At 66.8% G+C, this 25,932-nt stretch carries 17 protein-coding genes; 7 read left to right on the top strand and 10 right to left on the bottom strand.

Features of this window, described 5'->3' with window-relative positions:
- Positions 1-395 precede the first annotated feature (395 nt).
- Together uvrB and AC0KTM_RS13685 are read left to right on the top strand one after the other, a co-directional pair.
- Entirely contained in the window at positions 396-2,567 is a 2,172-nt protein-coding gene (gene uvrB, locus AC0KTM_RS13690; RefSeq protein ID WP_225327496.1) for an excinuclease ABC subunit UvrB, read from the top strand.
- Between the two features lie 57 nt (positions 2,568-2,624).
- On the top strand, positions 2,625-4,043 hold the full coding sequence (locus AC0KTM_RS13685) for an MFS transporter (protein WP_472415832.1): 1,419 nt from the start codon (positions 2,625-2,627) through the stop codon (positions 4,041-4,043).
- 12 nt (positions 4,044-4,055) lie between these two features.
- Here AC0KTM_RS13685 and AC0KTM_RS13680 read toward each other — a convergent pair whose 3' ends face one another.
- Positions 4,056-5,639 carry a mannosyltransferase gene (locus tag AC0KTM_RS13680; RefSeq protein WP_472415830.1) on the bottom strand — a complete coding sequence of 528 codons (1,584 nt, stop codon included), beginning with the start codon at positions 5,637-5,639 and terminating at the stop codon, positions 4,056-4,058.
- 284 nt (positions 5,640-5,923) lie between these two features.
- Here AC0KTM_RS13680 and AC0KTM_RS13675 point away from each other — a divergent pair, with 284 nt between their 5' ends.
- On the top strand, positions 5,924-6,367 hold the full coding sequence (locus AC0KTM_RS13675) for a universal stress protein (RefSeq protein ID WP_225327499.1): 444 nt from the start codon (positions 5,924-5,926) through the stop codon (positions 6,365-6,367).
- A gap of 19 nt (positions 6,368-6,386) precedes the next feature.
- Here the strand turns inward: AC0KTM_RS13675 and AC0KTM_RS13670 are convergent, their stop codons facing one another.
- Positions 6,387-7,085 (bottom strand): MBL fold metallo-hydrolase, encoded by a 699-nt coding sequence (locus AC0KTM_RS13670; protein WP_472415828.1) that lies wholly within the window; start codon positions 7,083-7,085, stop codon positions 6,387-6,389.
- A gap of 131 nt (positions 7,086-7,216) precedes the next feature.
- Here AC0KTM_RS13670 and uvrA point away from each other — a divergent pair, with 131 nt between their 5' ends.
- Positions 7,217-10,135 carry an excinuclease ABC subunit UvrA gene (gene uvrA / locus AC0KTM_RS13665; protein WP_472415826.1) on the top strand — a complete coding sequence of 973 codons (2,919 nt, stop codon included), beginning with the start codon at positions 7,217-7,219 and terminating at the stop codon, positions 10,133-10,135.
- A gap of 85 nt (positions 10,136-10,220) precedes the next feature.
- On the opposite strand, the gene AC0KTM_RS13660 is transcribed toward uvrA, so the two are convergent.
- A complete protein-coding gene (locus AC0KTM_RS13660; protein WP_472415824.1) occupies positions 10,221-10,466 on the bottom strand; it encodes a hypothetical protein in 246 nt (81 codons plus the stop codon).
- Between the two features lie 338 nt (positions 10,467-10,804).
- On the opposite strand from AC0KTM_RS13660, the gene AC0KTM_RS13655 reads away from it, so the two are divergent.
- Positions 10,805-11,539, top strand: a complete 735-nt coding sequence (locus AC0KTM_RS13655) for a hypothetical protein (protein ID WP_472415822.1) — start codon at positions 10,805-10,807, stop codon at positions 11,537-11,539.
- 361 nt (positions 11,540-11,900) lie between these two features.
- The gene (locus AC0KTM_RS13650; protein WP_225327504.1) at positions 11,901-12,503 is read left to right on the top strand and encodes a class I SAM-dependent methyltransferase; all 603 of its coding nucleotides are present in this window, start codon (positions 11,901-11,903) and stop codon (positions 12,501-12,503) included.
- A 38-nt stretch (positions 12,504-12,541) separates the two neighbouring features.
- On the opposite strand, the gene AC0KTM_RS13645 is transcribed toward AC0KTM_RS13650, so the two are convergent.
- Both AC0KTM_RS13645 and AC0KTM_RS13640 read right to left on the bottom strand, forming a co-directional pair.
- Positions 12,542-14,407 carry a putative bifunctional diguanylate cyclase/phosphodiesterase gene (locus AC0KTM_RS13645; protein ID WP_238956136.1) on the bottom strand — a complete coding sequence of 622 codons (1,866 nt, stop codon included), beginning with the start codon at positions 14,405-14,407 and terminating at the stop codon, positions 12,542-12,544.
- A 215-nt stretch (positions 14,408-14,622) separates the two neighbouring features.
- Positions 14,623-15,993, bottom strand: coding sequence for a cytochrome P450 (locus AC0KTM_RS13640; protein ID WP_238956135.1), 1,371 nt, complete (start codon positions 15,991-15,993; stop codon positions 14,623-14,625).
- 273 nt (positions 15,994-16,266) lie between these two features.
- Here AC0KTM_RS13640 and AC0KTM_RS13635 point away from each other — a divergent pair, with 273 nt between their 5' ends.
- On the top strand, positions 16,267-17,109 hold the full coding sequence (locus AC0KTM_RS13635; RefSeq protein ID WP_472415820.1) for a class I SAM-dependent methyltransferase: 843 nt from the start codon (positions 16,267-16,269) through the stop codon (positions 17,107-17,109).
- Between the two features lie 39 nt (positions 17,110-17,148).
- Here the strand turns inward: AC0KTM_RS13635 and AC0KTM_RS13630 are convergent, their stop codons facing one another.
- The 5 genes from AC0KTM_RS13630 to lysX form a co-directional block, all read right to left on the bottom strand.
- Complete coding sequence (locus AC0KTM_RS13630) at positions 17,149-19,281, bottom strand: Rv1355c family protein (RefSeq protein WP_238956133.1); 2,133 nt, start codon at positions 19,279-19,281, stop codon at positions 17,149-17,151.
- A gap of 60 nt (positions 19,282-19,341) precedes the next feature.
- On the bottom strand, positions 19,342-20,007 hold the full coding sequence (locus AC0KTM_RS13625) for a TetR/AcrR family transcriptional regulator (protein WP_238956132.1): 666 nt from the start codon (positions 20,005-20,007) through the stop codon (positions 19,342-19,344).
- Positions 20,008-20,168: 161 nt separating this feature from the next.
- The gene (locus AC0KTM_RS13620; RefSeq protein WP_308193062.1) at positions 20,169-20,588 is read right to left on the bottom strand and encodes a DUF6653 family protein; all 420 of its coding nucleotides are present in this window, start codon (positions 20,586-20,588) and stop codon (positions 20,169-20,171) included.
- 5 nt (positions 20,589-20,593) lie between these two features.
- On the bottom strand, positions 20,594-22,078 hold the full coding sequence (locus tag AC0KTM_RS13615; RefSeq protein WP_238956131.1) for an alpha/beta hydrolase: 1,485 nt from the start codon (positions 22,076-22,078) through the stop codon (positions 20,594-20,596).
- 77 nt (positions 22,079-22,155) lie between these two features.
- The gene (gene lysX / locus AC0KTM_RS13610; protein ID WP_238956130.1) at positions 22,156-25,425 is read right to left on the bottom strand and encodes a bifunctional lysylphosphatidylglycerol synthetase/lysine--tRNA ligase LysX; all 3,270 of its coding nucleotides are present in this window, start codon (positions 25,423-25,425) and stop codon (positions 22,156-22,158) included.
- Between the last annotated feature and the right edge of the window lie 507 nt (positions 25,426-25,932).

The following is a 25,932-nucleotide window of genomic DNA, read 5'->3' as shown; positions in this document are numbered from 1 at the left end:
CGCCGCCATCGGACAGAATTTGGGGGCTCGTGCGCGACACCAGGGAGTCGATCATCGACCCTGGCCCTTGGCCGGATGTCGAGGAGGCGGCGCGTTACTACTATCTCCTGGATCTGGAAGAGGGCCAGCCATGGGGTTCTTTCCGTCGGCCGGGGGAATCGGACGGAATCGTGTGGGACGGCTTTCCTCTCGAACAAGATCTACCTGTGCGCCCGTCGGACATCCGCGACGAGTATCGATACACGCCACCACCAGGAACCTTGTCTGGGGAGCATTGCCAAGATCAAGGTCGCCCCGTCACGGAACCGCGCCTGTACGGGAATCCCCTATGAGCGCGCCGGCTCGTAAAGACCAGCTCCAACGCACTTGTCGGTGAGCGCCTCTACCCTGGTGGCATGGCATTTGCCACGGAACATCCAGTAGTCGCTCATTCGGAATATCGCCCGGCGGAAGAGGCCGTGGCGGGGTTGGTGCGCGTCGGCGGCCGCTTCGAAGTGGTCAGCCCGCACGATCCTGCGGGGGACCAGCCGGCGGCCATCGACGAGCTGGAGCGCCGGATCAGGGCGGGGGAGCGCGACGTGGTGCTGCTCGGCGCCACCGGCACCGGGAAGTCGGCCACCACCGCCTGGCTCATCGAGCGGCTGCAGCGGCCGACCCTGGTGATGGCGCCCAACAAGACGCTGGCCGCCCAGCTGGCCAATGAGTTGCGGGAGATGTTGCCGCACAACGCCGTTGAGTACTTCGTGTCGTACTACGACTACTACCAGCCCGAGGCGTACATCGCGCAGACCGACACCTACATCGAGAAGGACAGCTCGATCAACGACGACGTGGAGCGGTTGAGGCACTCCGCGACGTCGTCGCTGCTGTCGCGGCGCGACGTGGTCGTGGTGGCGTCGGTGTCGTGCATCTACGGCCTGGGCACACCGCAGTCGTACCTGGACCGCTCGGTGGAGCTGCGGGTCGGCAACGAGGTGCCCCGGGACGGGCTGCTGCGGCTGCTGGTCGACGTCCAGTACACCCGCAACGACCTGTCCTTCACCCGCGGGTCTTTCCGGGTGCGCGGTGACACGGTGGAGATCATCCCGTCCTACGAAGAGCTGGCGGTGCGCATCGAGTTCTTCGGCGACGAGATCGAGGCGCTGTATTACCTGCACCCGCTGACGGGCGACGTGATCCGCCAGGTCGACTCGCTGCGCATCTTCCCGGCCACCCACTACGTGGCCGGTCCCGAGCGGATGGCCCACGCCATCTCGACGATCGAGGAGGAACTGGCCGCCCGGCTGGCCGAGCTGGAGGGCCAGGGCAAGCTGCTCGAGGCGCAGCGCCTGAGGATGCGCACCAACTACGACATCGAAATGATGCGCCAGGTCGGGTTCTGCTCGGGCATCGAGAACTACTCGCGCCACATCGACGGCCGGGGGGCGGGCTCGCCGCCGGCGACCCTGCTCGACTACTTCCCGGAAGATTTCCTGATGGTCATCGACGAGTCGCACGTCACCGTGCCGCAGATCGGCGGCATGTACGAGGGCGACATGTCGCGCAAGCGCAACCTGGTCGAATACGGGTTCCGGTTGCCGTCGGCGTGCGATAACCGCCCGCTGACGTGGGAGGAGTTCGCCGACCGCATCGGGCAGACGGTGTATCTGTCGGCCACCCCGGGCCCCTACGAGCTCAGCCAGTCCGGTGGCGAGTTCGTCGAGCAGGTCATCCGGCCCACCGGCCTGGTGGACCCGAAGGTGGTGGTCAAGCCGACCAAGGGGCAGATCGACGACCTGATCGGCGAGATCCGCAAGCGCACCGACGCCGACCAGCGCGTGCTGGTCACGACGCTCACCAAGAAGATGGCCGAGGACCTCACCGACTACCTGCTCGAGATGGGGATCCGGGTGCGCTATCTGCACTCGGAGGTCGACACGCTGCGCCGGGTGGAGCTGCTGCGCCAGCTGCGGCTCGGCGAGTACGACGTGCTGGTCGGTATCAACCTGCTGCGCGAGGGCCTGGACCTGCCCGAGGTGTCGCTCGTCGCCATCCTGGATGCCGACAAAGAGGGGTTCCTGCGGTCGGCGCGCAGCCTGATCCAAACCATCGGCCGCGCCGCCCGCAACGTCTCCGGCGAAGTGCACATGTACGCCGACACGATCACCGACTCGATGAAGGAGGCGATCGACGAGACCGAACGGCGCCGGGCGAAGCAGGTCGCCTACAACGAGGCCCACGGGATCGACCCGCAACCGCTGCGCAAGAAGATCGCCGACATCCTCGACCAGGTCTATCGCGAGGCGGATGACAGCGAAACGGTGGAGATCGGCGGGTCAGGGCGCAATGCGTCCCGCGGTCGGCGCGCACAGGGCGAGCCGGGCCGCGCGGTCAGCGCCGGGGTGTTCGAGGGGCGCGACACCGCGAGCATGCCCCGCGCCGAGCTGGCCGACCTGATCAAGGACCTGACCGCGCAGATGATGGCCGCCGCCCGCGACCTGCAGTTCGAGCTGGCCGCCCGGTTCCGGGACGAGATCGCCGACCTCAAGAAGGAACTGCGCGGGATGGACGCCGCCGGCCTGAAATGAGTTTGCTGGCAACCGATCTCCGGCCGGTATCCCCGCCGCACCCCATACGGTAGAGGGGTGACCGACGCGGCGACTATCACCGGCGGCTGGCGAGAGCTGCTGGGCGCCAGGTATCTGAGGACGTCAATCCTGTTGGCCGGCGGGGTAGCGCTTTACGCCACCAACGAGTTCCTGACCACCAGCTTGTTGCCCAACACCATCGCCGAGATCGGCGGAAGTCGGCTCTACGCGTGGGTGACGACGCTGTACCTGGTCGGGTCGGTGGTCGCGGCGACGATGGTCAATCCGATGCTGCTGCGCGTCGGGGCGCGGTCGTCGTATTTGTTCGGACTCGCCGTGTTCGGCATCGCCAGCCTGGTTTGTGCCGCCGCGCCCACCATGCATGTTTTGATTGCTGGGCGGGCGATGCAGGGGGTGGCCGGGGGGCTGCTGGCGGGCCTGGGCTATGCGGTGATCAACTCCGCGCTGCCCCGCTGGCTGTGGACCCGGGGCTCCGCGCTGGTGTCGGCGATGTGGGGCGTGGCGACCGTGGTGGGCCCGACGACGGGCGGCCTGTTCGCACAGCTCGGCATCTGGCGGTGGGCCTTTGTCGCGATGGCCATCCTGACCGTCCTGATGGCGATGCTGGTGCCCGTCGCGCTGGCCCGCGTCGACCCGACGAACGGCATCCCGCGGATGAAGGTGCCCGTGTGGTCGCTGCTGATCATCGGTGTGGCCGCACTCGCCGTCAGCGCCGCGCAGATTCCGCGCAACACCGTCGCGACGTACGGGCTGCTCGCGGCCGGCATCCTGCTTGTCGTCCTGTTCGTGATCGTCGACTGGCGCATGCACGCGGCCATCCTGCCGCCCAGCGTGTTCTCTCCCGGGCCGTTGAAGTGGATCTATCTGACCATGGGCGTCCTGATGGGCGCGGCGATGGTGAACACGTACGTGCCGCTGTTCGGGCAGCGGTTGGCCCATCTGACGCCGATCGCGGCCGGATTCCTGGGCGCCGCGCTCGCCCTCGGGTGGACGGTCAGCGAAATCGTCAGCGCCTCGCTGGAAAACCCCCGGACGATCGGGCGGGTGGTCATGGTGGCGCCGCTGGTGGCGGCGTCCGGCCTGGCGCTGGGGGCGGTGGCCCGGCACGGCGACGGGTCCGCCTGGACCGCCGCGCTGTGGGCGGTGGCCCTGCTGGTCGCCGGCGTCGGGATCGGGATGGCCTGGCCGCACCTGTCGGCCCGCGCGATGGCCAGCGTCGACGATCCCGCGGAGGGCGGCGCCGCCTCGGCGGCGATCAACACCGTCCAGCTGACCTCCGCGGCGATCGGCGCCGGGCTGGCCGGCGTCGTCGTCAACACCGCCACCGGCGGCGAGGCGATGGCGGCCCACCTGCTGTTCACGGTCTTCACCGCGTTGAGCGCCGCCGGTGTGGCGGTGTCGTACGCCGCGACCCGCGCCACGCGCCAGGCGCGGCCGGTCGTCAGCGTGGGCTGAGCCGCTCGGCGATCACCGCGTGGACTTGACCACCTGCGAGTAGTGGAATTGCCAGCGCTCGACAATGTGGAAGCCGAGGTAGCCCGGGAATCGGTACGCCGGGGCGCGCCCGAATGCGCTTCCGGGCGGCAGCGAATGTCCCGATTGGTGATCGGGCAGCGACGCGTCTTTGTTGGTAATGGTCCAGATGGTCGAGCATTTGTTGATTTTGGCCGTGGTCAGCCATACGGCGACGTGGCCGTCCCACAGCGAGCCGACCTTCGGGCCGTACACACCGCGCTCGACGTCGATCAGCGACCGGAAGGCCGCTGGCCGGGTGGCCAGCAGCGCCCGGATCGGGCCGGGCCGCCACGGCACGGTGTTGTCCACCATCAGGCAGTCGCCGGGGGCGGCGTGTGAGGCGATCAGGTCGGCGACCTGGCTGTAGTCCCAGCCCTCCTTGGCGTACGGCCAGCGCTGGACGAACAGGTAATTCGGCACCGCGGCGATGGCGAACAGCAGCACCGCGGCGATTATGAGCCAGGACCGGCGCGCCAGCGTGGCGATGCAGACGGCCAGGACGATGGCCATCGCGGGCGCGGTGAAGATCAGATAGCGCGGGTAGTAGATCGGTTCGCTGACGGCCGAATAGATGACGATGAGCGCGGTCGGAATGACCATCCACGCCGCGCAGAGCATCAGCAAGCGGCGCGGGTCGCCGGCCGGGGCCGGCGCACCGGCCAGCCGGGACAGCGCCGCCGCGACGATCAGCACCGCGCTCAGCACGGCAACAGCGACGCTGTGGTCGAAGTACTGCCGCAGGATGATGTCGAAGCCGTAATGCCAGCTCACCGGGTAGATCCAGCCGACCTGCCACACCTGGCCATGAGCGAACAGCGCGAACGGAACCATGGCCCCGACCGCGACGGCCGAACTGCCGGCCCACCACAAGACCGGGGACCTGCGGGCCCCCGCGGGGAGCAGCAGGGGCAGGATCGCGCCGTACACCGGCACCAGCAACACCAGGTTGACGTTCAGCAGGATCGACAGCATCAATCCCAGCGCGTAGCAAATCCACCGGTGCGGCCTGTTGCGCCGGACGGCGGCCACGAACAACACCGTCAGCCACACCGACGCGGCCGCCACGAAGCCATACGAACGCGCCTCCATGCCGGCCCACGTCGTGCGGGGCAGGATGGCGAAGACGACGCCGGCGCACACCGCCGTCGACCGCGTCGCGAACCGCTTGGTGAACACCGTGACGCCGCCGGCGGCGGCGCCCACCGCCAGCGCGCTGGGCAGCCGCGAGAAGAACTCGGTGGGCGGAAACAGCGCGAACCAACCGTGCATCACCAGGTAATACAGCCCATGCACGGCGTCGATGTGGCCCAGCAGCCGCCACAGCTCGGGCAGCGTCCGGCTCGCCGCGGCCGAGATCGTGGCCCCCTCGTCGAACCACAGCGACGGCCGGCAGGCCCAGGCGGCGCTGACGGCGGTGGCGAACAGGGCGATCGCCCACGGGTCGAGCAACCTGCCGCGGGGGCGCTCGGCGACGGGTTTGTCGACAACATCCCCGGCGCGCGGCTCGAAAATCGGCTCGAGGGTGGGCATGGACATGATGATTGTTACTGTAGGGCGCGGCCGGTCGGGCCGGTCACAAACAGCACCCGCCGCAATCGCAGTTCGCGCCCGTATTCACGAAAAGCGGCGTCATGCAATGCTTTCCGTTATCGCCCCGAGCATGCGATTGTTTCGTCATTGTCGATATTGTCCGTTGGCGCAGCCAGACGCCGCAAATCGCGGGTGCGCCACGCCACACCGTGTCGTTCATCTATCTCCTCTGCATCGAGCAAACGCGATACTGTCTTGGGTTGGCTGACCAACCGAAACTGGGAGGGTAAATGGGCGCCTATCGGACTGTGGTGGTAGGAACCGATGGCTCGGACTCGTCGATGCGCGCAGTGGAGAAGGCGGCGCAGATCGCCGGGCCGGACGCCAAGCTGATCGTGGCCTCGGCGTACTTGCCCCAACATGAGGACGCCCGGGCCGCCGACGCCCTCCGGGACGAAAGCTACAAGGTTTCGGGCACCGCGCCGATTTACGCGATTCTGCGCGACGCCAAGGACCGCGCCCAGGCGGCCGGTGCGCAAAACATCGACGAGCGCCCGATCGTGGGGGCGCCGGTCGACGCGCTGGTGCACCTCGCCGAGGAAGAGCACGCCGACCTGCTCGTGGTCGGCAACGTCGGTCTGAGCACCATCGCCGGCCGGCTGCTGGGATCGGTGCCGGCCAACGTGTCGCGGCGGGCCAAGACCGACGTCCTGATCGTGCACACCACGACGTAACAGCCCGGCCTGCCGGCGGCTACCAGCCCCGCGCCCGCCATTCGCTCAGGTGGGGGCGCTCGGCGCCCAACACCGTGTCGTCGCCGTGGCCGGGGTAGATGACGGTCGAGTCGTCATACACGTCGAACACCCGGGTGGTGACGTCGTCGAGCAGCTGCTCGAAATCGCCGGGCTGCCAAGTCTTGCCGACACCGCCCGGGAACAGGCAGTCGCCGGTGAACAACTGCGTGACCCCGCCGGTCGCGGGTCCGTCGAGGGCCAGCGCGATCGATCCGGGGGTGTGGCCCCGCAGGTGGATGACGTCGAAGTTCAGCTGGCCGATCCGCACCGTGTCACCGCCCGCCAGCAAACGATCCGGCTTGACCGGCAGCGCCTCGGCGTCAATTTCATTGGCGGCGGTCGGCGCGCCGGTCGCCTTCGCCACGGCGTCCAGCGCCTGCCAGTGGTCGAAGTGCTGATGGCTGGTCACGATCAACGACACCTTCGGCGCGTTCTGCCGGATGAGGCCGATCAGGTCGTCGGCATCGTTGGCGGCGTCGATGAGCAGTGTTTCGCCGGTGGCGGAACACGTCACCAGATAAGCATTGTTGTCCATGGGGCCCACCGACGCCTTTATGATCGTGGCGCCGGGTAGGGTCCGGCGGGCCGCGGTACCAGGGTCGACGTGTCCCGTGTAGTTGTCGACGAGCTTGTCAGTGGGGCCGTCCTGGGCAGTCATAGCGGCCACGTTACTGGTCACACGCTGCTTGTCGGTATGGACACATAGCATGGAATGCGCCGTGCGCAATTCCGATCCGGATCGGCTTTGCGGCTACGGAAAGTTGCCGATAGTTCCTGAGAGGGGCAGCGTTGGCTGACCGTCTGATCATCAAGGGCGCCCGCGAGCACAACCTGCGCGGCGTCGACCTCGACCTGCCCCGCGACGCGCTGATCGTCTTCACCGGGCTGTCGGGTTCGGGCAAGTCGTCGCTGGCCTTCGACACGATTTTCGCCGAGGGGCAGCGGCGCTACGTGGAGTCGCTGTCGGCCTACGCCCGCCAGTTCCTCGGGCAGATGGACAAGCCGGACGTGGACTTCATCGAGGGCCTGTCCCCGGCGGTGTCCATCGACCAGAAGTCGACCAACCGCAACCCGAGGTCGACGGTCGGCACCATCACCGAGGTCTACGACTACCTGCGGTTGCTGTACGCGCGCGCGGGCACCCCGCACTGCCCGGTGTGTGGTGAGCGGATCGCCCGCCAGACCCCGCAGCAAATCGTGGACCAGGTGCTGGCGATGCCGGAGGGCACCCGGTTCCAGGTGCTCGCCCCGGTGGTGCGCACCCGCAAGGGCGAGTTCGCCGACCTCTTCGAGAAGCTCAACGCCCAGGGCTACAGCCGGGTCCGGGTCGACGGCGTCGTGCATCCGCTGACCGATCCGCCGAAGCTGAAGAAGCAGGAGAAGCACGACATCGAGGTGGTGGTGGACCGCCTCACCGTGAAGGCCAGCGCGAAGCAGCGGCTCACCGACTCGGTGGAAACCGCGCTGAACCTGGCCGACGGCATCGTGGTGCTCGAGTTCGTCGATCACGAGCACGACGCCCACAATCGCGAGCAGCGGTTCTCCGAGAAGCTGGCCTGCCCCAACGGCCACGCGCTGGCCGTCGACGACCTGGAGCCGCGGTCGTTCTCGTTCAACTCGCCGTACGGCGCCTGCCCCGAGTGCAGCGGCCTGGGCATCCGCAAGGAGGTCGACCCCGACCTGGTGGTGCCCGACCCCGAGCGCACCCTGGCCGAGGGCGCGGTGGCGCCGTGGTCGACGGGCCACACGGGGGAGTACTTCACCCGGATGATGGCCGGGCTCGGTGACGAGCTGGGCTTCGACGTCGACACCCCGTGGCGCAAGCTGCCGGCCAAGGCCCGCAAGGCGATCCTCGAGGGCTCCGACCATCAGGTGCACGTGCGGTACCGCAACCGGTACGGCCGAACCCGGTCGTATTACGCCGATTTCGAGGGCGTGCTGGCGTTTTTGCAGCGCAAGATGGCGCAGACCGAATCCGAGCAGATGAAGGAACGCTACGAGGGCTTCATGCGCGACGTGCCGTGCCCGGTCTGCGAGGGCACCCGGCTCAAGCCGGAGATCCTGGCCGTGTCGTTGAGCGCGGGGAATCGCGGCAAGAAGTCCATCGCCGAGGTCTGTGAGCTGTCGATCTCCGATTGCGCCGACTTCCTCAACACCCTCACCCTGGGGCCGCGCGAGCAGGCGATCGCCGGGCAGGTGCTCAAGGAAATCCAGTCGCGGCTGGGCTTTTTGCTCGACGTCGGGCTGGAATATCTGTCGCTGTCCCGCGCGGCGGCCACGCTGTCCGGCGGTGAGGCGCAACGCATTCGGCTGGCCACCCAGATCGGGTCCGGTCTGGTGGGCGTGCTCTACGTGCTCGATGAGCCGTCCATCGGGCTGCATCAGCGCGACAACCGTCGCCTCATCGAAACCCTCACTCGCCTAAGGGGTTTGGGCAACACTCTGATTGTCGTCGAGCACGACGAGGACACCATCGCGCACGCCGACTGGATCGTGGACATCGGCCCGCGGGCCGGCGAGCACGGCGGCCAGATTGTGCACAGCGGCCCCTACAGCGAGCTGCTGGCCAACAAGGACTCGATCACGGGCGCCTACCTGTCGGGCAAGGAAAGCATCGAGATGCCGGCGATCCGGCGTCCCGTCGACCGGCGCCGTCAGCTCACCGTCGTCGGCGCCCGCGAGCACAACCTGCGCGGCATCGACGTCTCGTTCCCGCTCGGGGTGCTCACGTCGGTGACCGGCGTGTCCGGGTCCGGCAAGTCGACTCTGGTCAACGACATCCTCGCGGCGGTGCTGGCCAACCGGCTCAACGGCGCCCGGCAGGTTCCCGGGCGTCACACCCGGGTCACCGGACTTGACCACCTGGACAAGCTGGTGCGGGTGGACCAGTCGCCGATCGGGCGCACGCCGCGGTCGAATCCGGCCACCTACACCGGCGTGTTCGACAAGATCCGCACCCTGTTCGCCGCCACCACCGAGGCCAAAGTCCGTGGCTACCAACCGGGGCGGTTCTCGTTCAACGTCAAGGGCGGCCGCTGCGAAGCGTGCACCGGTGACGGCACCATCAAGATCGAGATGAACTTTTTGCCGGACGTGTACGTCCCGTGCGAGGTGTGTCATGGCGCCCGGTACAACCGGGAAACCCTCGAGGTGCATTACAAGGGCAAGACCATTTCCGAGGTGCTGGACATGTCCATCGAGGAGGCGGCCGAATTCTTCGAGCCGATCACCGGCATCCACCGCTATCTGCGCACCCTGGTCGACGTCGGCCTCGGTTATGTGCGGCTCGGCCAGCCGGCGCCGACGCTGTCCGGCGGCGAGGCGCAGCGCGTCAAACTGGCCGCCGAACTGCAGAAGCGCTCCACCGGACGCACCATCTACATCCTCGACGAGCCCACCACGGGACTGCATTTCGACGACATCCGCAAGCTGCTCAAGGTCATCAATGGCCTTGTCGACAAGGGCAATACGGTCATCGTCATCGAACACAACCTGGACGTCATCAAGACCTCGGACTGGATCGTCGACATGGGCCCGGAAGGCGGCGCCGAGGGCGGAACCGTTGTCGCGGAAGGCACTCCGGAGGACGTCGCGGCGGTGCCCGAGAGCTACACCGGGAAGTTCCTCGCCGAGGTCATCGGGCGCAGCGCACCGCCGGCCAGCGCTCCCGCGCGCCGATCGACCCGGCGCCGCAAAGCCACCGCCTGAGCCCGCTTTCGCGATAGCGGCCGATAGCGTTGTCGGGCAAGGCATCTGGCAAATCCCTCAACGGCCGCGCAGGCCCCGGCGTTCCTCACGCGTCGCCGTCCCGTCGCATCGACTCGCGGATCTGGGCCAGCCGCTCGGCCGCGGCGCGCCGGCGTTCGTCGTACTCGTCCTCGACCGAGCGCCCCTCGGGTGACTCCGCATCGAGTTCGGCGGAGCCTTGTGCCGTCGCGTACCTCGCCTCGATCTTGTCGCGCACGGACTCGAACGCAGGCACACCGGCGTCGTCGTATCCGGCGTCGGCGGCGCCTTCAGTGGTCGGTTCGTCGGGCATACCGCCACCGTACTGCGCGCAGCTGTCGAAATAGGCAACATCCGTTGTCAGTTCTTGGAGTCGCTGTGCGTCGCATTTCGGGTGCTCTAGCCGCACGCCGGCGTTAACCATAAATCGGCCCGCCGTCGCCGGTTACTGAACGGTAGCTGACGTTTTCGTCAAATCCCCTGCGCCGCTGAGCAAGCGCGCGTTGAAACTTTCACCCGCGCTGCGCGGCTGCCATTAGCTACTTATGCCACAATCTCCTTGGTTATTTGTCGCGAGTCGAATTGAGAAAGCGATTCAAGACGCGTTCAAGAAATAGTGCGGATCGCACGGTTAATAGTGGAGGCAAACCCATGGAAGCGGCTCAGCTCGAAGCAAGAGTGTTTGATGCCCCGCGGTCGGACAGTGTGTCCGGCTGGCGCGATGACGCGACGGGATGTTGGGTCGTCGCCTCCACACCGAGGGCCGAGCCCGCACTGTGGAACCAATACCTGGAAGGCGCGCTGCACAGCTATCGCAGGCACGGGCTGGATTGGGTGCTCGACGTGGACGCCATCCAGGACGGTGCGGACACGGCGCTGTTCTTCGCCGCGCTTGACCCGCAGGGGCGCGTGGTCGGGGGCACGCGCGTCGTGGGGCCCTTGCGCTCGCCGGAGGACTCGCACGCTCTGGTGGAGTGGAAAGGCAGCCCGGGCCTTTCCCTGTTGCGCCATATGATCGCCAACCGGCTTCCGTTTGGTGTTGTGGAGGTGAAAAGCGCTTGGGCCAATTCCCGCGAATATGGCAATCAGTCGCTTTCCCGAGTTTTGGCCCGCACGGCCCTGCCGACGATGACGCTGCTGGGTGCTCAATTCGTGATGGCTACCGCGGCGGCCCATGTGCTGGAGCAGTGGCAATCCTCCGGGGGCGTCGTGGCCGCGCGCGTTCCGGCAGCGGCCTATCCGAACGAAAACTACCGAACCAAAGTGATGTGGTGGGATCGGCGCACCCTTTCCACCCATGCCGAGCCGGGGCAATTCAAGCTGATGTGCGCCGAGAACGCCGAAATCCTCAGCCGCTTTTCGGCATTGGAAGAACTGACGTCTTGACAACGCGGTCCCGGTTGGCTGCGAAGTGTTCTAGGGTCGTGTCGTGCCCATCGCTGAGCCCAAGCGTGACGTCGCCGCGTCCACGGTGAAACCGGGAAGGCGGTGTCGCACAATGAGCTCCGCGCGCATAGCGGCCACGATGACGAACATCCAGACCGCAAATTTGCTCGCGATGACGTTGCGCGACTGAGCGTTACGTCGAGGTACTTCGCGAGCCGCCGCGGCTATGCCCGCCGAGGTCGACGAGAACCGGGCCCGCGACGCGCGATGTCGAGGTCGCCGGCGCGCACGGCGCCCAGCGCGATGATGCGGATCGGGGGTCGGAGACGGGCCGGTTGCCGCGAATGCCATCATTGCGGCTATGGCTTCTCGGCACACGCGATTTCGGTTCTTCTACCGGGTCGGCTTCACGCCGTGGGAGGGCCATCCGATCGGGCAGCCTCTGCGGGATCTGGTCGAGGGAACCGGTGACACACCTGCGCTTCCCAAGGGCCAGGCTCTCGACGTGGGATGTGGCACCGGAGATTGCGCCATCTACCTCGCCCAGCAGGGCTGGGAGGTCACAGGGGTCGATTACGTCGCGAAACCTCTTGAAAAGGCGCGGGCGAAGGCGCGCAACGCCGATGTCTCGGTCAATTTTGCCCGTGCCGATGTGACGCAGCTGAGTCAGTCCGGGATCGGAACGGGCTTCCAGTTGATCGTCGACAACGCTTGCATCCACAACATGAGTGGCGGCGACCGTGAGGCGTACGTCCGGGAAGTCACCGCAGTGGCGGCACCCGACGCACGGCTGTTCATTGCCGCATTCCCTCCCGGGGGCCGGTTCGGCGTGCCGGGCATTGATCACGCCGAGATCGAACGGCGCTTCGCCGCCGGCTGGACGCTGTTGTTCACGGGCGACGAGCAGGAACTCGACGATAAGAAAACCCCGGCGAATTACTACCTGTTCCAACGTCGCGCCTGAGCGACCGACCGTCTGCCCGCGTTGGGCGTTCGGCGGGTCTAAACCGCGTTTCCCGTTCCGGAAAACCGCGTGCTGGAGAAGTTCATCGGTATGACGCGTTTGGCCAGCAGCGACTCCATTGCCGCGCTGTCGAGGGGCCGCGACAGCAGAAAGCCTTGTGCGCGATGGCAGCCCAGGCTGAGCAACCTCTCGGCGGCGGCCACGGTTTCCACCCCTTCGGCCACGACATCGAGCCCGAATGCGTCAGCCAGGGCCATCGTCGAGCGCACGATCGCCAGATCGCCGGCGTTGGTATCGAGGCTCTGGACAAAACCCTTGTCGATCTTGAGCGAATCGACGGGAAGAGACTTCAGATATGTCAATACACTGTAGCCGGTGCCGAAGTCATCGATGGCGATCTGTACTCCAACGTCCTTCAACGCGAACAACGTCTGACGTGTTGCATCGATATCTTGGACCACAACGCTTTCGGTGATCTCCAGACACACGGTGCTGGGATCAAGCCCGAACTCGTCGAGGGTGGCCGCGACGGTGTCGACGATGCCGGCCGTGACGAGCTGTACGGGAGATACGTTGACCCGCAGCACCGTGCCCTCCCCGACACCGTGTGACCGCCAGAGTCCGAATTGCGCACATGCAGAGCGCATTACCAGGCGGCCGAGTTTGGCACCAAGGTTGATCGACTCCACGACCTGGATAAACGAATCAGGCATCAACAAACCCAGAGTTGGGTGTTGCCAACGAATTAACGCCTCAGTGCCGAGGATCTCGCCGGTACGCATGTCGAACTCCGGGAGATAATGGAGCACCAACGCGCCACCACCGCCCTCGATCATCCCTTCCAGATGCAGCTCAATGTCGTTGCGGATCATGTCTGTCGTAGACATCTCCGGTCGGAACGTTGCGACGTTGTTGCCGCCGGAAGCCTTCGCCGACCGGGTGGCCTGGTCGACCCGCCGTAGCAGGTCTGACGTGGTCTCGTCCCCCGGTAGGCCTGCGGCGACGCCGATACTTACGGTGCGACTGAGCATCTCACCGTCGATGGGTATTTGTTGGCGAACCCGACCGTGCAATGAGTGTGCGAACGTTTCAGCCGCCTCGACATCCATGGCCGCGGATGGCACGACGCCAAACTCGTCGCCGCCGAAGCGGGCGATGACTGATGGAACCTGGGTGGCCTCACGAAGTAACGCGGCGAACGCCTCGATAAATCGATCGCCGGCGTCTTGGCCGAGGCGACTATTGATGACCTTGAAGCGGTCAATGGCGAGGAATATGACCGAAACCGGGCCCGGCTGTCCTTTCGCCAGCCGGTTGTCGAGGTGCGCGATGAGCGCCCTGCGGTTCAGCAGCCCGGTGAGTTCATCGTGCTCAGCGAGGTAGTGGATCTGCTGCTCGGCGACGACGCGGGCCTGCAGCTGCGCGAAAAGCGCGGCGATCGCCTGTAGCGCATTGAGTTCTTCTGGTAACCATTCACGGTCTCCGAGCTTGCCGAAGGCCATCGTGCCGGTGGTGACGTCGCCGGACAGCAGCGGAACGGCAGCCAGGGAGACGGCGGGAGCTCCAGTGCCCTCTTCGATACGGTGCTGATAGTCGGCGTTCTCCGGTTCGGGGCGGACCACTTCGGGCACCTTGAGGTGTTCGGTCCGCGCGAAGATGGAGTCGGCATCGGCGAAATACACCAGGCCGATCGGGTCGGGGTCGGCGTTACGCGGCGGGAATTCGGCGATGAGGACGGTCGCGCGGATGGAGTGATCGTTGTGTCGCAGAAAGCTGAAGTCCACACCCAGGTCGCGAACCAGGTTGCCGAGCACGCGTTGGCTGATCGCGGCAGAGTCAGCCGCGGTGGCCGCCATCAACTCGGCAGCGGCAGCGGTGACCAGGTGGTCCAGGGTGCCCGACATTGCCCTAACCGTAGCGGTATCCGGTGCGCGGCGTTTGGCATTGCATAGCGCCTCTAGCAATGATTCGCTCACGTTAACGCCCGAGTGTGATCAGGGTCGCGTGGAATCGGTACCGAGAGGCGTCTCGACGAGGGAACGCGGCGCCGCCGGATGGATCCTCCGGACGGTCTGCTGACTCAGCCGTCGGAAGTTACGACCCACGACTGTTAGCTGGGTTAGCGGCGCGGACGAACGCGAGCACGGATCGGACCGCCGGCAATCATGGTGAAGTGCAACGCGAGCGGAAATTCGTCATCGAGTGAGCGAATTTCGACTCCGCGGATGAGTGTCGCCAACGCGAGCGTGACTTCGAGCATGGCGAAATGGTCGCCAATGCACGAGCGCGGTCCGCCGCCGAATGGCACGTACTGCCACCGATCGAGAGCTTTGAAGCTCTCCGGGCTGAACCGATCCGGGTCGAAGCGAAGCGGATCGTCCCAAAGCAGGGGGTCGCGTTGTACCGCCATTCTCCCGACAATGAGCATGGTGCCCTTTGGCACCCGGTAGCCGCCCACCTCGACGTCTCGGCAGGCCATGCGTGTCCCCGTGGGCGCCGGGGGGCACAGGCGCAACGATTCCCGTATCACCTGCACCGTGTAGCCAAGCTGCGGAATGTCGTCGGACGTCAGCGGCCGATCCGGCAGGGCCGTGACTTCTGCAGCCACCCGGTCCTGGCAATCGGCGTGGTGTCCCAGAGACCACAGCGCATACGTCAATGCCGTCGTCGTGGTGTCGTGGCCGGCGAAGAGGAACATCACCAGCTCGTCGCAAATCTCCTCATCAGACAACCGTTTTCCGGTCTCTGGATCCTCGGCGGCGAGGAGCGCATGGACCAAGGGTGCGACTCGCGTCGGGTCGGCGCGGCAGTCCCGCAGGATCTCCTGCGTCAGGGCGTGAAGTTTGGCGCTTGCCGCTCGCGCGCGCCGACGCGCCGGCGTGGGCAACCAGCGCGGCGCGCGTAGCGGGCGCGTCGCGCGCCTGACCGCGTAGGCCAACGCGATCCGCAATGGCTCGACGACCTCGTCGGCCCGTTGTTCCAGGTCGAGTCCGAGCACCGATCGGCCCAGCGCGCGCAACGTGATCGTGCGGCATTCGGCGTCCAAATCGATCAGGGCGTCCTCATGCCAGCCTTCGCTCACCGATTGCGCCGCCTGCTCCATGTGACCGCCGAACTCGCTCACACGCTGCTTGGTGAACACCGGCTGTAGGGTGCGCCGGCGTGGCTTCCATTGCTCGAAGGGAAGATCGGTGAGGCTGGCGCCGATGACGCGGCGTACTTGGTCGAATACCGGGGTGGTCTTGTCCACGGAATCGTCTTTGGTACTGAGGATGTCGCGGATGGCCTCCGGAGACGTCGCCAACACCATCGGGGGCATCAGCCATCGCGGCCCTAACTTGAACGACGTCACCCGCCCGCCGGCGTCACGCAGCCGTTCGGTCCCCGTGCTGAATTCCCGCACCGCCGCGAGGCGCTGACGGTAAGGCATCGGGTTCACCGGCGGCAGGGGCAAGCATTCGATTCCGTCACGTGCAAGGGCCTGAACCACGCCTACCTCCTGCGGATAATGCTGTTGCCTACGCCGGTCGAACGACCGCGCAGGCCGAAAGCTTTCCGGCCCCCGCTGACCGGACAAGTATTCCAGGACGTCCGTTTCGACGCAGCGAAATTCAACGGGACGCCAGTGCAGACTGCGCAGACAGGTTAATAATCATCTACGACACTTCGGCCGGGTATCTGACTGCCGCCAGAGCCTGACGAGAAATCGATCACGCGGACCCATGAAAGGTTGAGGGTGAAGAGAATTCGGCCGCTATGGCGAATGCCTGGGATCGTTTTGCGTGAGCGGTCGCATCCGCCGGGGCGGGAGCGCGTTCCTGAGCCGATGGTGGTGGACGGTCCGGAGTCCGTCGCACAGTTCCACTCTGGTGGTGCATCCAACCCCGGCATGTGCGCGGTGTACGACTTGTGTGCGCGCGCGCTTGACGCGCTGCTGCCACCCGGAGGCCACTTGCTGGATCTCGGCGTCGGCTCCGGCCGTGCGCTCAGTGCCGTCCTGCGCCGACGGCCCGACATCCGGGCCACCGCCGTCGATCTCGCCCCCAACATGCTGTCCACGGCGCGGGAGCTGTTCGACGCCGAAGGCCTCGGAGAACGTGTCGAACTGCGCCTGGAGGACATCACGGCGTTGCCGGAACGGGTTTCAACCGGTCCGTGGGACGCCGTCTCGTGCATGTGGACACTGCATCAGCTACCGGATGTCGACACGCTGCGCGGCGCCCTTGGGCAGATCGCTGCCATCCAACGCCGCAGCGGGGCCGCAATATGGATTTCCGATTTTCAGCGCCTCCGGGACAAGGCGGCCGCCCCCAAGATGCTGGAGATCGCCGACCCCGCCTCGCCCGCCGTCCTGCGCCAAGATGCCATTGCGAGCGAGGCGGCGGCGTTCACCATCGCGGAACTGTCGAAAGAGCTTGCCGCAGCGGGTCTGCAAGGCATGCACTGCGGTCATTCGACACCGGTGCCCTACCTGCAGGCGTACTGGATGTTCGGCGCGCGCGGCGAACCGAACGCGCTGACTGGCACGCGTGATCCCCGGCTGAGCCGTCAAGCCCGCCGCGAGTCGGCTTTGTTGCGATGGGGATTCACGGCGAAACCGTTCTGAGGTCCGATGGCCCCAGGCGTTCGTTACGCGACGGGCGCATCAGGGCGGCCCAGAGCGGACCCGGCTCGGGCTGCGGCGACTGGACACCGACGGTGGCGGCGCGGAGGTCAAGCGCAAGACCAGCACGATCGATTCCTCTGGATCGGTCGCGATGAGGCGCACAAAATCGTCTTGTAATCGCGCTAATTCGCCGGCGAAGCCAGCCGATAACTCATTGAGATCGGCAGCGCTTCGCGCATGCAGAAAGACCGGCGACAGCGGCCTGACAGCGAGGCCTTCGCGCTGGGCGACGATCCATACCGCCTCAACGGCCGACCCGCCGCGGGCGTAGTCGCTCAGGCACCCCCCGGTCACGGTGAGCACCGCCAGCGCGGAGCTCGTGAGGACTTCGTCGCGCATGCCGTCGCCCAGCGCACTGCCGGCGTTCCATTCCGCAAGGTAAGCCATGACATCGGACCGGCGCACGATATCCATCAACGCCAAGTCGCTGGCGTCGAGTTCGAGAGATCGCACGTCGATACCCGTGTCGGGTTCTGGATCCCCGGGCCAGCGCAGTTCCGAAACCATCTCTGTGTGCAGTTGCGGCGTCAAGTACCGGATGCGGTCGGCGGCCCCGAAAATCGTTGCGGCCCGCAAAAGGTCGTCTCGCTCGGTGAGCAGGTGCAGGCGCGCGCCTTCCCGCTCGGCCGTCACGGCGAGTAACTTCGTCGTCTGATCGTCGAGTGACTGAGCTGTTCCGCGATGACGGTTGGTCTCGCGCACGAGCATCGGTTCATAAAGATCGGCCAGGGCCGGGTCGCTACCGTTTCCGAAGTGCATCGTGGCCCGCAGCGGAGACCCGGCGCCGCCTTCGGATACACTCACCGGGCCGAGCATCCCACGGGCGGCGGCGGCGATTCTCACGTTATACAATGCGGCGCCCACTGCGACAGCGCTGCCGCGGAAGCCCACGTCCATCGTCGAAGTATGTTCTGTGGCAACGCTTATGGTGAGCTCGGTCGGTTGCGCGTCGATGCGCCACGGCTGGCTGTTTCCCCCCGAGGGGGCGCGCATCGCGGCGGCGACGATCGTGTCGTCGACTGCGGGAGGTGCCGGGTTATCTCCAAGTTCGTTGTCACGCGCAGGGCGATGCTGGGCCGTTTCGACCTCGCCCAGTTGATCGAGCGCCCAGCCCGTGTCGATGCGGCACCGGCCGGATCTCAGGTTTTCGCCCAGTCCGATTCTGCGGACAGCCTCCGCCAACGCCGACGCGCCCACTATGACATCGGATGCTAGCTGGGGCCACGTCGAGAGCGACCGGTCGATCTCGATGAGCGATGCGGCAGTGCGCGGCGAGATGTGCCCGGCTTCGTCGTAACGCAGCATGTGCGGGAGCTTCTCCCGGGTACTCATGCCCGCCACCAACTCGACGTCGAGCTCGTCCAGCAATCCATGCATGATCGGACGTTCAGGGTCTTGATCGAAGCGTTCGACATCGACGCGCCCCCGGTCGCTGGTCGCCATCAACACGGGGAGATGCCTGGCACGGGCCGCCGTCCGCAAGGCGACCTTCATGTCGAGCGAATCACACTCTTCGATGGCGATGTCCAGTCCATCCAAGAACGCGTCGATGGTGTCTGCGGTAATCCCGGTGTCGAGCACGTCCACCGCCAGGTAGGGATCGAGCTCAGCAATCCTGCGCGCCGCCACGTGAGCTTTGTTCAGCCCGAGGTCGAACACAGTGGCCGGCACTCGATTCAGGTTCGATAGTTCCAAATGATCGAAATCTGCCAGCCGAAGCCGGCCACACAATCCCTGAACCGCCAAGGTGTGTGCGATGACATGGCCGACGCTAAGACCAGCGACGCCGATGGTCAGCGAGCTGAGCCGGGCTTGTTCCGCGATGGTGATGTTGTTTCTGTTGCGATCAAGCCGTAACGCCCGAAATCCACGCGGCCCCAGCACCGCAACGACGGCACGCCGCCACGGGTAGTACGCCCATCGGGTTCCTTCGCCGAGAAGTGTCGAATCCGGCGCCGGGTGGAGACCGCGCAGGTTAGCCAGTTGGGCGTCGAGTCGGTCGACGACCTCGATGGTGGGATCGGTTCGAAGACGGTCCAATACCAGACGATCGCCGGGCTCATCGGAGTCGAGAATTTGTGCGCTGTACGCGGTTACGGTGCGCTCGTCCATGGTGTTTCGTGTATAGCACCTGACCGGCGTGTCGGCCCCCGTAACGCTGCGTTTGGCCGCTCACCAGGCGATGACATCCTTATCCTGCGGCTCCGTCTGCTCGAGGAATTGCCCTCGCCGTATCAGGCTGGTGACCGCGGCGTCCCAGCGTCGCAGCTGCGGCGCGGTGAAGAACGACTCACCCAGGTAGAGCTCGATGTAGGGATGCAGAATGATGGCGCCGATGCGCAGGATGAGCGGGTTGAGTACTCCCCAGTCGGGATCCAGGTCGGGTCGGAGTTTGCCCTGTTGCCCGAACTGGTCGCCCTGGCCCGCGCTGATACCCACCAGCCCGGTGAAGATGACCGAACCCAATGCGCCACCCTCGGCGAGCGCGCGTCCGAGATAGGTCATCACGTCGGGACGTTCGACCATCAGCGCGGTCAGCCGGCGCCCGGCCTCGTTGAGATTGTCGGAGGGTGGCTCGGGCAGCGTAGCGGGTTCCAACGCCTCACTAACCGCCTGCAGGACGTACTGATCGACGGCGGCGCTCAGCGCGGCCTTGGTGCGAAAGTGGTGCTGCACCAGCCCAATCGAAACCTCTGCGGTCTCGGCAACCGCGCGCAGCGTCGTGGCAGCGATGCCGCGAACGGCAAAGCAGCTCAATGCGGCGTCGCGAATCCGCTCTTTGGGTGAGGGTTCTGCTGGAGGGGGCGGGTCGTACGGAAACAGCCGGGTGGGTCCCACGGGCGGACAATACACCCGCATCGCGTCACGATATGGCGGTATCGGATAACCATATCTCCGTATCACTGCCGCGGTTGCGTTGCGCCGCGGCCTCCGCGCGGGCACGCGCCTGACGGCCGCGCGCGGCCCGGGCGAACGGCGTTCTCGCGCACGAGGTCCCGTTACCGCGACTGCCGCTCGAGATACCGGACCATCTGCTGCCAGTACACCAGGGTCAGCGCCATCTGCACGGCGACCGCGATCAGCGCCGGCCGCAGCCGGCGGCGACGGGCGGCGAGCACCGCGCCCAATGCGGCGGCCGACGTCGTCCCGCTGACCGCTGTCGCCGCATCGCGCGGGCGGCGGCTGATCCACAGCTCCTCGCCCAGCATGGCCCGCGTCGACCATGCGCGGTGATGCGCGGGCTTGCCGAAAATGAACGGGTTCACGGCCAGCCACAACGCAATCCACACCGCGTGGCTCCATTGCCGCGTCCATGGCGGGACCAGAATCAACGGCGTGCTCGCCCAGCGGCTCCACGCGCTCCACGGATGGCAGTGCCGCGCGAAGACCGCGCGCCGAACGCGCGCAACGGATAACACCCGCGCTACCGCATCGCGGTGTTGGAATGTTCGGCCGGAACGACGACCGGGGCACCGCCGCCCGGCGCGGACGGGGTGGGCAGCGGCGTCCGCGAAATGTCCGGGGTGCCCAGCGCCCCGGCCAGCCAGGGCAGCGCGGCCGCGAACACGCGGTCCGCGAACGGCCAATCGTGCCTGCCCGGCTGCGGGACGACCGCGCAGTCGATTCCGTTGGCACGGCCGAGCGCACACAGCGAATAGGCGGCCGCGGTCTGATTGGCCGGGTTGGCGGCCGCCTCACGTCCCGCCAGACGGATGGCGCCGCTGTCGGTCAGCTGGATGTCGCGGCGCCCCGCCGCCGGGCCGTCCGACGAAATCGCGAACCACCCGGCCACGTCGCGGTACGGTCCGTGCCGGTTGATCACCGTGGACGGATCGAAAGCCGCCCAGGCGTCGGCGTTTCCGCCGAACAGCCGGGCGATGGTCTGGGCCTTGTTGCCGGCGTTGGGGAAGAAGTCGCCGGCAACATCGACGAACGCGCTGAACATGTCGGGATGCATGACGGTCAGATCCACGGCGCAGGTCCCGCCCATGGACCAGCCCGCCACGCCCCAGTTGGACCGGAGCGGGCTGACGCCGAACGCCGAAACCATATAGGGCACGACGTCTTTGGTGAGGTGGTCGGCCGCGTTGCCCCGAACCCCGTTGACGCATTCGGTGTCGTTGTTGAAGGCGCCGCCGGAGTCCACGAACACGAACACCGGCGCCTTACCGCCATGCGCGGCCGCGAAGTCATCGATCGTCTTGACAGCGTTGCCCGCACGCGTCCAGTCCGCCGGCGTGTTGAACTGCCCGCCGATCATCATCACGGTCGGCAACGGCGGCGGTGGGGAAGTGGCGAACCATTCGGGCGGCAGGTAGACGAGCTCACCACGGTGTTTGAAGTGCGACCCGTCCGAGGGGATCGCGACGGGCACCACGGTGCCGTGCGGCGGCCGGGTTCCCTTGGCGGCCATCGCGGTAACGGTCGCCTGGTCGGTCTGATCGGGCAGCGGGCCGGACGTCAGCTGGCTCCACGCGGACTGGACGGTGGGGAAGTAGCCCACCCACAGGTTGAGCGCCAGCGCCGCGCTGAGCAAGCACAACGGCACGGCCAGCAGCGCCGCGCCGCGCCGCCAGCGGCGCGCGCTGCGCCATCCCAGAACCAGCACCGCCGCCGCCATGCCCGTCAGCGCGATCCAGACCCAGAGCGCCGCCGGCGCCGGTTCCTCGGAGAGCCCATGGTCGACGATGTACCAGTGCGTCAGGTAGGCCACGGTTGCGCCGCCCAGCGCGGCCGCCGGCATCCGCACCGTGCGCCAGCGACGAGACCGCCAGCCGACCGCCGACGTCAGCACGACCGCGGCCAGCACCTGGATCGTCGTCGGCACCCAGCCATGCATCAGCGAGGTGTGACTAAGAGCCAGGAACTGCGCGGGTGCACCGTTCGTCGAGGCTGTCACGTGAGTCATTGTGATCTATTGTTTACCGGCCTGGAACCTGTTTGCCTAATGTTCGCGCACGACGGACCGAATGTTCCTGACCTCGATCAATGGGGTTTGGCCAGCGGGAACGGCAACGTCTCCCGGATGCTGCGGCCCGTTATGAGCATGACGAGGCGATCGACGCCCATCCCCAGCCCGCCGGTGGGCGGCATCGCGTATTCCATCGCCTGCAGGAAGTCTTCATCGAGCTCCATCGCTTCCGGATCGCCACCCGCGGCCAACAACGACTGCTCCTGCAGGCGGCGGCGCTGTTCCACCGGGTCGGTGAGCTCGCTGTAGGCGGTGGCCAGCTCGACACCCCACGCCACCAGGTCCCACCGTTCGGCGACGCCGGGCTCGCTGCGGTGCGGGCGGGTCAGCGGCGAGACCGATGTCGGGAAGTCGATATAGAACGTCGGTTCCTCCGTCCGGTCCTCCACCAGGTGCTCGTACAGCTCCAGCACCACCGCGCCGGCATCCCACTGCGCCCGGTACGGAATGTGCGCGGCGTCGGACAGCTTGCGCAGGGCGGCCAGCGGCGTGGACGGGTCGATGTGCTCGCCGAGCGCTTCGGAGACGGCGTCGTACACGGTCTTGACGGCCCACAGGCCGGAGATGTCGACCGGTTCGAGGCGGCCACCGGCGCCCTGGTCGCGTGGGCGCATGACGGTCTGCTCGCCGTGGGCGGCCTGCGCGGCGTTCTGGATCAGCTCGCGGCACCCGTCGATCCAGACCTTGTAGTCGGCGTGCGCCTGGTAGGCCTCCAGCAAGGTGAACTCCGGGTTGTGGCTGAAGTCGACGCCCTCGTTGCGGAAGGCCCGGCCCAACTCGAAGACCCGCTCGACGCCGCCGACGCACAACCGTTTGAGATAGAGCTCCGGCGCGATCCGCAGGAACAGGTCCATGTCGTAGGTGTTGATGTGCGTGACGAACGGCCGGGCGGTGGCGCCGCCGTGGATCTGCTGCAGGATCGGCGTCTCGACCTCGATGAACCCCTTGCCGAACAGCGTCTGCCGGACCGAGCGCAACACCTCGCTGCGCGCCGTGATCAACTCCCGCGACTCGGGATTGACCGCCAGGTCGACATATCGGGTCCGCACCCGGGCCTCCGGGTCGGTCAGTCCCTTCCACTTGTTCGGCAACGGCCGCAAGCACTTACCGATCATCCGCCAGTCGCCGACGATCAGCGAGCGGGTTCCCTTCTTGGAAAAGCCCATGTGGCCGGCGACCTCGACCAGGTCGCCGAGATCGATCGCCGCGGTGAAGTCAGCCGTTCGCCCGTGCTGCAACTGCGAATTGTCCAGCAGCACTTGCATTTCCCCCGACCAGTCACGCAGCTGGGCGAACAGCACCCCGCCGTAATCGCGTATCCGCAGGATCCGGCCGGAGACCGTGATCGCCTCCCGGTCGTCCGCATCGAGCGCCGCGGCGACGGAGTGGCTGGGCGGACAGCCCACCGGATACGCGTCGATGCCGTTGCGTCGCAACACTTTCAGCTTGGCCAGGCGCACCCGAACCTGTTCGGGCAGTCGGGACCTCGCCTCTTCCTCGTCGGCCGACTCCTGGCGTCGCTGCAGCCCGCTGACGTCGGGCGCGCTCCCGTCGTGGTGCAGCAGCCCGGACTCGGCCAGCCGGGCGGGAACGGCCGGGTGATGACCGGTGTGCGGCTTGCGCCGGCCGAACGGCAGGACGAGAAAGCCCTCGGCGAGGGCCGAGGCGACCCCGACCCGCGGGATCAGGCGGGCGTCCTCGTAGCAGGCGTAGCGCGGCACCCAGTCGGGTTGGTATTTCATGTTGGAGCGATACAACGTCTCCAGCTGCCACCACCGCGAGAAGAACAGCAGGAACCCGCGCCACAGCCGGGCGACGGGGCCCGCACCGAGCTGGGCGCCCTGTTCGAATGCCGACCGGAACATCGCGAAGTTCAGCGAAATGCGGGTGATGCCAAGGGTTTCCGCGTTGAGTGCGAGATCGCTGACCATCAGCTCGATGGTGCCGTTGGGCGACTGCGGCGATCGGCGCATCAGGTCCAGGGAGACACCGGTGGTTCCCCACGGGACCAGCGACAGCATCGCGACGACGGCGCCTTCCCGGTCCAGCGCTTCGACCAGCAGGCAATCCCCGTCGGCGGGATCGCCGAGGCGGCCCAGCGCCATGGAAAAGCCGCGTTCGGTTTGGGTGTCGCGCCAGGCGTCGGCGCGGGTGATGGTGTCGGCCATCTCGTCGGCGCCGATGTCGCGGTGCCGACGGATCCGCACGGTCAGCCCCGCCCGCCGGGCCCGCGTCACGGCCTGTCGGACCCCGCGCATATCGGGGCCGGACAACTTGAAGTCCGCGGTCCGCAGGATGGCCTCGTCGCCGAGCTCGAGCGCGTTCAGGCCGGCTTCGCGATAGGTCCGCGCGCCCTGGGTGCTGGCACCCATGACGCCGGGGGCCCAGCCGTAGGTCTGGCACAGACCCAGCCAGGCGTCGGCGGCCTGGGACCACGCCCGGGGATCGCCGATCGGGTCGCCGCTGGCCAGGCAGACGCCGACCTCGACCCGATAGGTGATGGCGGCGCGCCCGCTCTGGGCGAAAACCACCGACTTGTCGCGGCGGGTGGCGAAGTAGCCCAGCGAGTCGTTCTTGCCGTACAGCTCGAGCAGCCCGCGGATGGCCGATTCGTCCTCACCGGTCAGCGCGTTCTCCGCGCGCTGAGATTGAAAGAGCACGATCGTCGCCATGATCAGCGCGAGCGCGCCGAACAGACCGAAGATCGCGTTGAGGAACACGTGCGGCCGGCCGGTGAACAGGTCCGGATCCGCGAGCGCGAACCCGACCACCCGGTTGGCCACGTAGGGCAGGCGATCCGGGCGGGCCAGCGTTCCGGGGAACAACTCGACCAGCCCCCAGGAGACCAGGATTCCCACCACATCCCCGGCCACCAGCACCCCGGCCGCCTTGACCAGCGCGCCTCTGCGGACCTTGGCCCAGAACTCCCGATAGGCCAACACCAGCAGGACGATCGCGACGATGTGCAGGGAGAACCCGAGGTTCTCGCCGAAGATCTCGGCGGCGGTGTTGTCACCGGCGGCGATATCCGCGGCATTCAGGGCGGCGGCGAGAATCATGTTGCCCAGCAACAGCAGCCAGGCGATGCGCTTACGCGCGGTCAGGGCCGCGGCCAGCAAGGCCAACACGAACGACCACGCGATGCTGGTGTCGGGGAAGTTGAACAGATAGTCGTTGATGAACTCGCGCGGGACCTTGATCAGGTACCGGATCAGCGGGGACACACTGCCCAGCAGCGACACGGTGGCGATGACACCCACGGTCCATCCGGCCGCCGCCGGCACCCAGCGATACCGCGAGTTCGCCCGGCCACGGGGCCCCGAGCTCGGCCCCGAACGGGGACCTGAACGAGGAGAAGCGAGTGTCACAGACCGCGAGGATATGCCCTCAATCCGTGAAAAGCTTGCCGAAGCGCTAAGAGTGGCGGGCACGAGTTTGGACGTCGTTTTCGGGCCCGGTTGGTGGCCGTTGCGGCGCCGTCGACCGGCGAAGTGCTAAAAGGCACCTCAAGGCTGCTAAACTGGCGCCTGCGACCATCCCGGCGAACGCCAGGAACAGTTAAGTGGAGTCCCACTCCCACCGCGGACCGACGAGATCCCTGTCCGGATCTTCAAAGGTTCGACGGTCCGGTCACAGGCAACGTGTACGCCTGTTCCGCGCGTAGCGCGGGCGGCCCGAGCAGTTCTCGGACGTGATCGGTCGGCATTGGGCCCTGCTTGTGCAGGGCTTTTTTGCTCGTGGTGTGGTGTCTCCGCCGCTGCTTCCCGACGAACCCAGGTCACCGGTCGTCA

The sequence above is a fragment of the Mycobacterium sp. NTMscope_Eco_3 genome (assembly GCF_976985685.1).
Note: the sequence above shows the minus strand (reverse complement) of the source record. Positions and strands in the feature narration are given on the sequence as shown.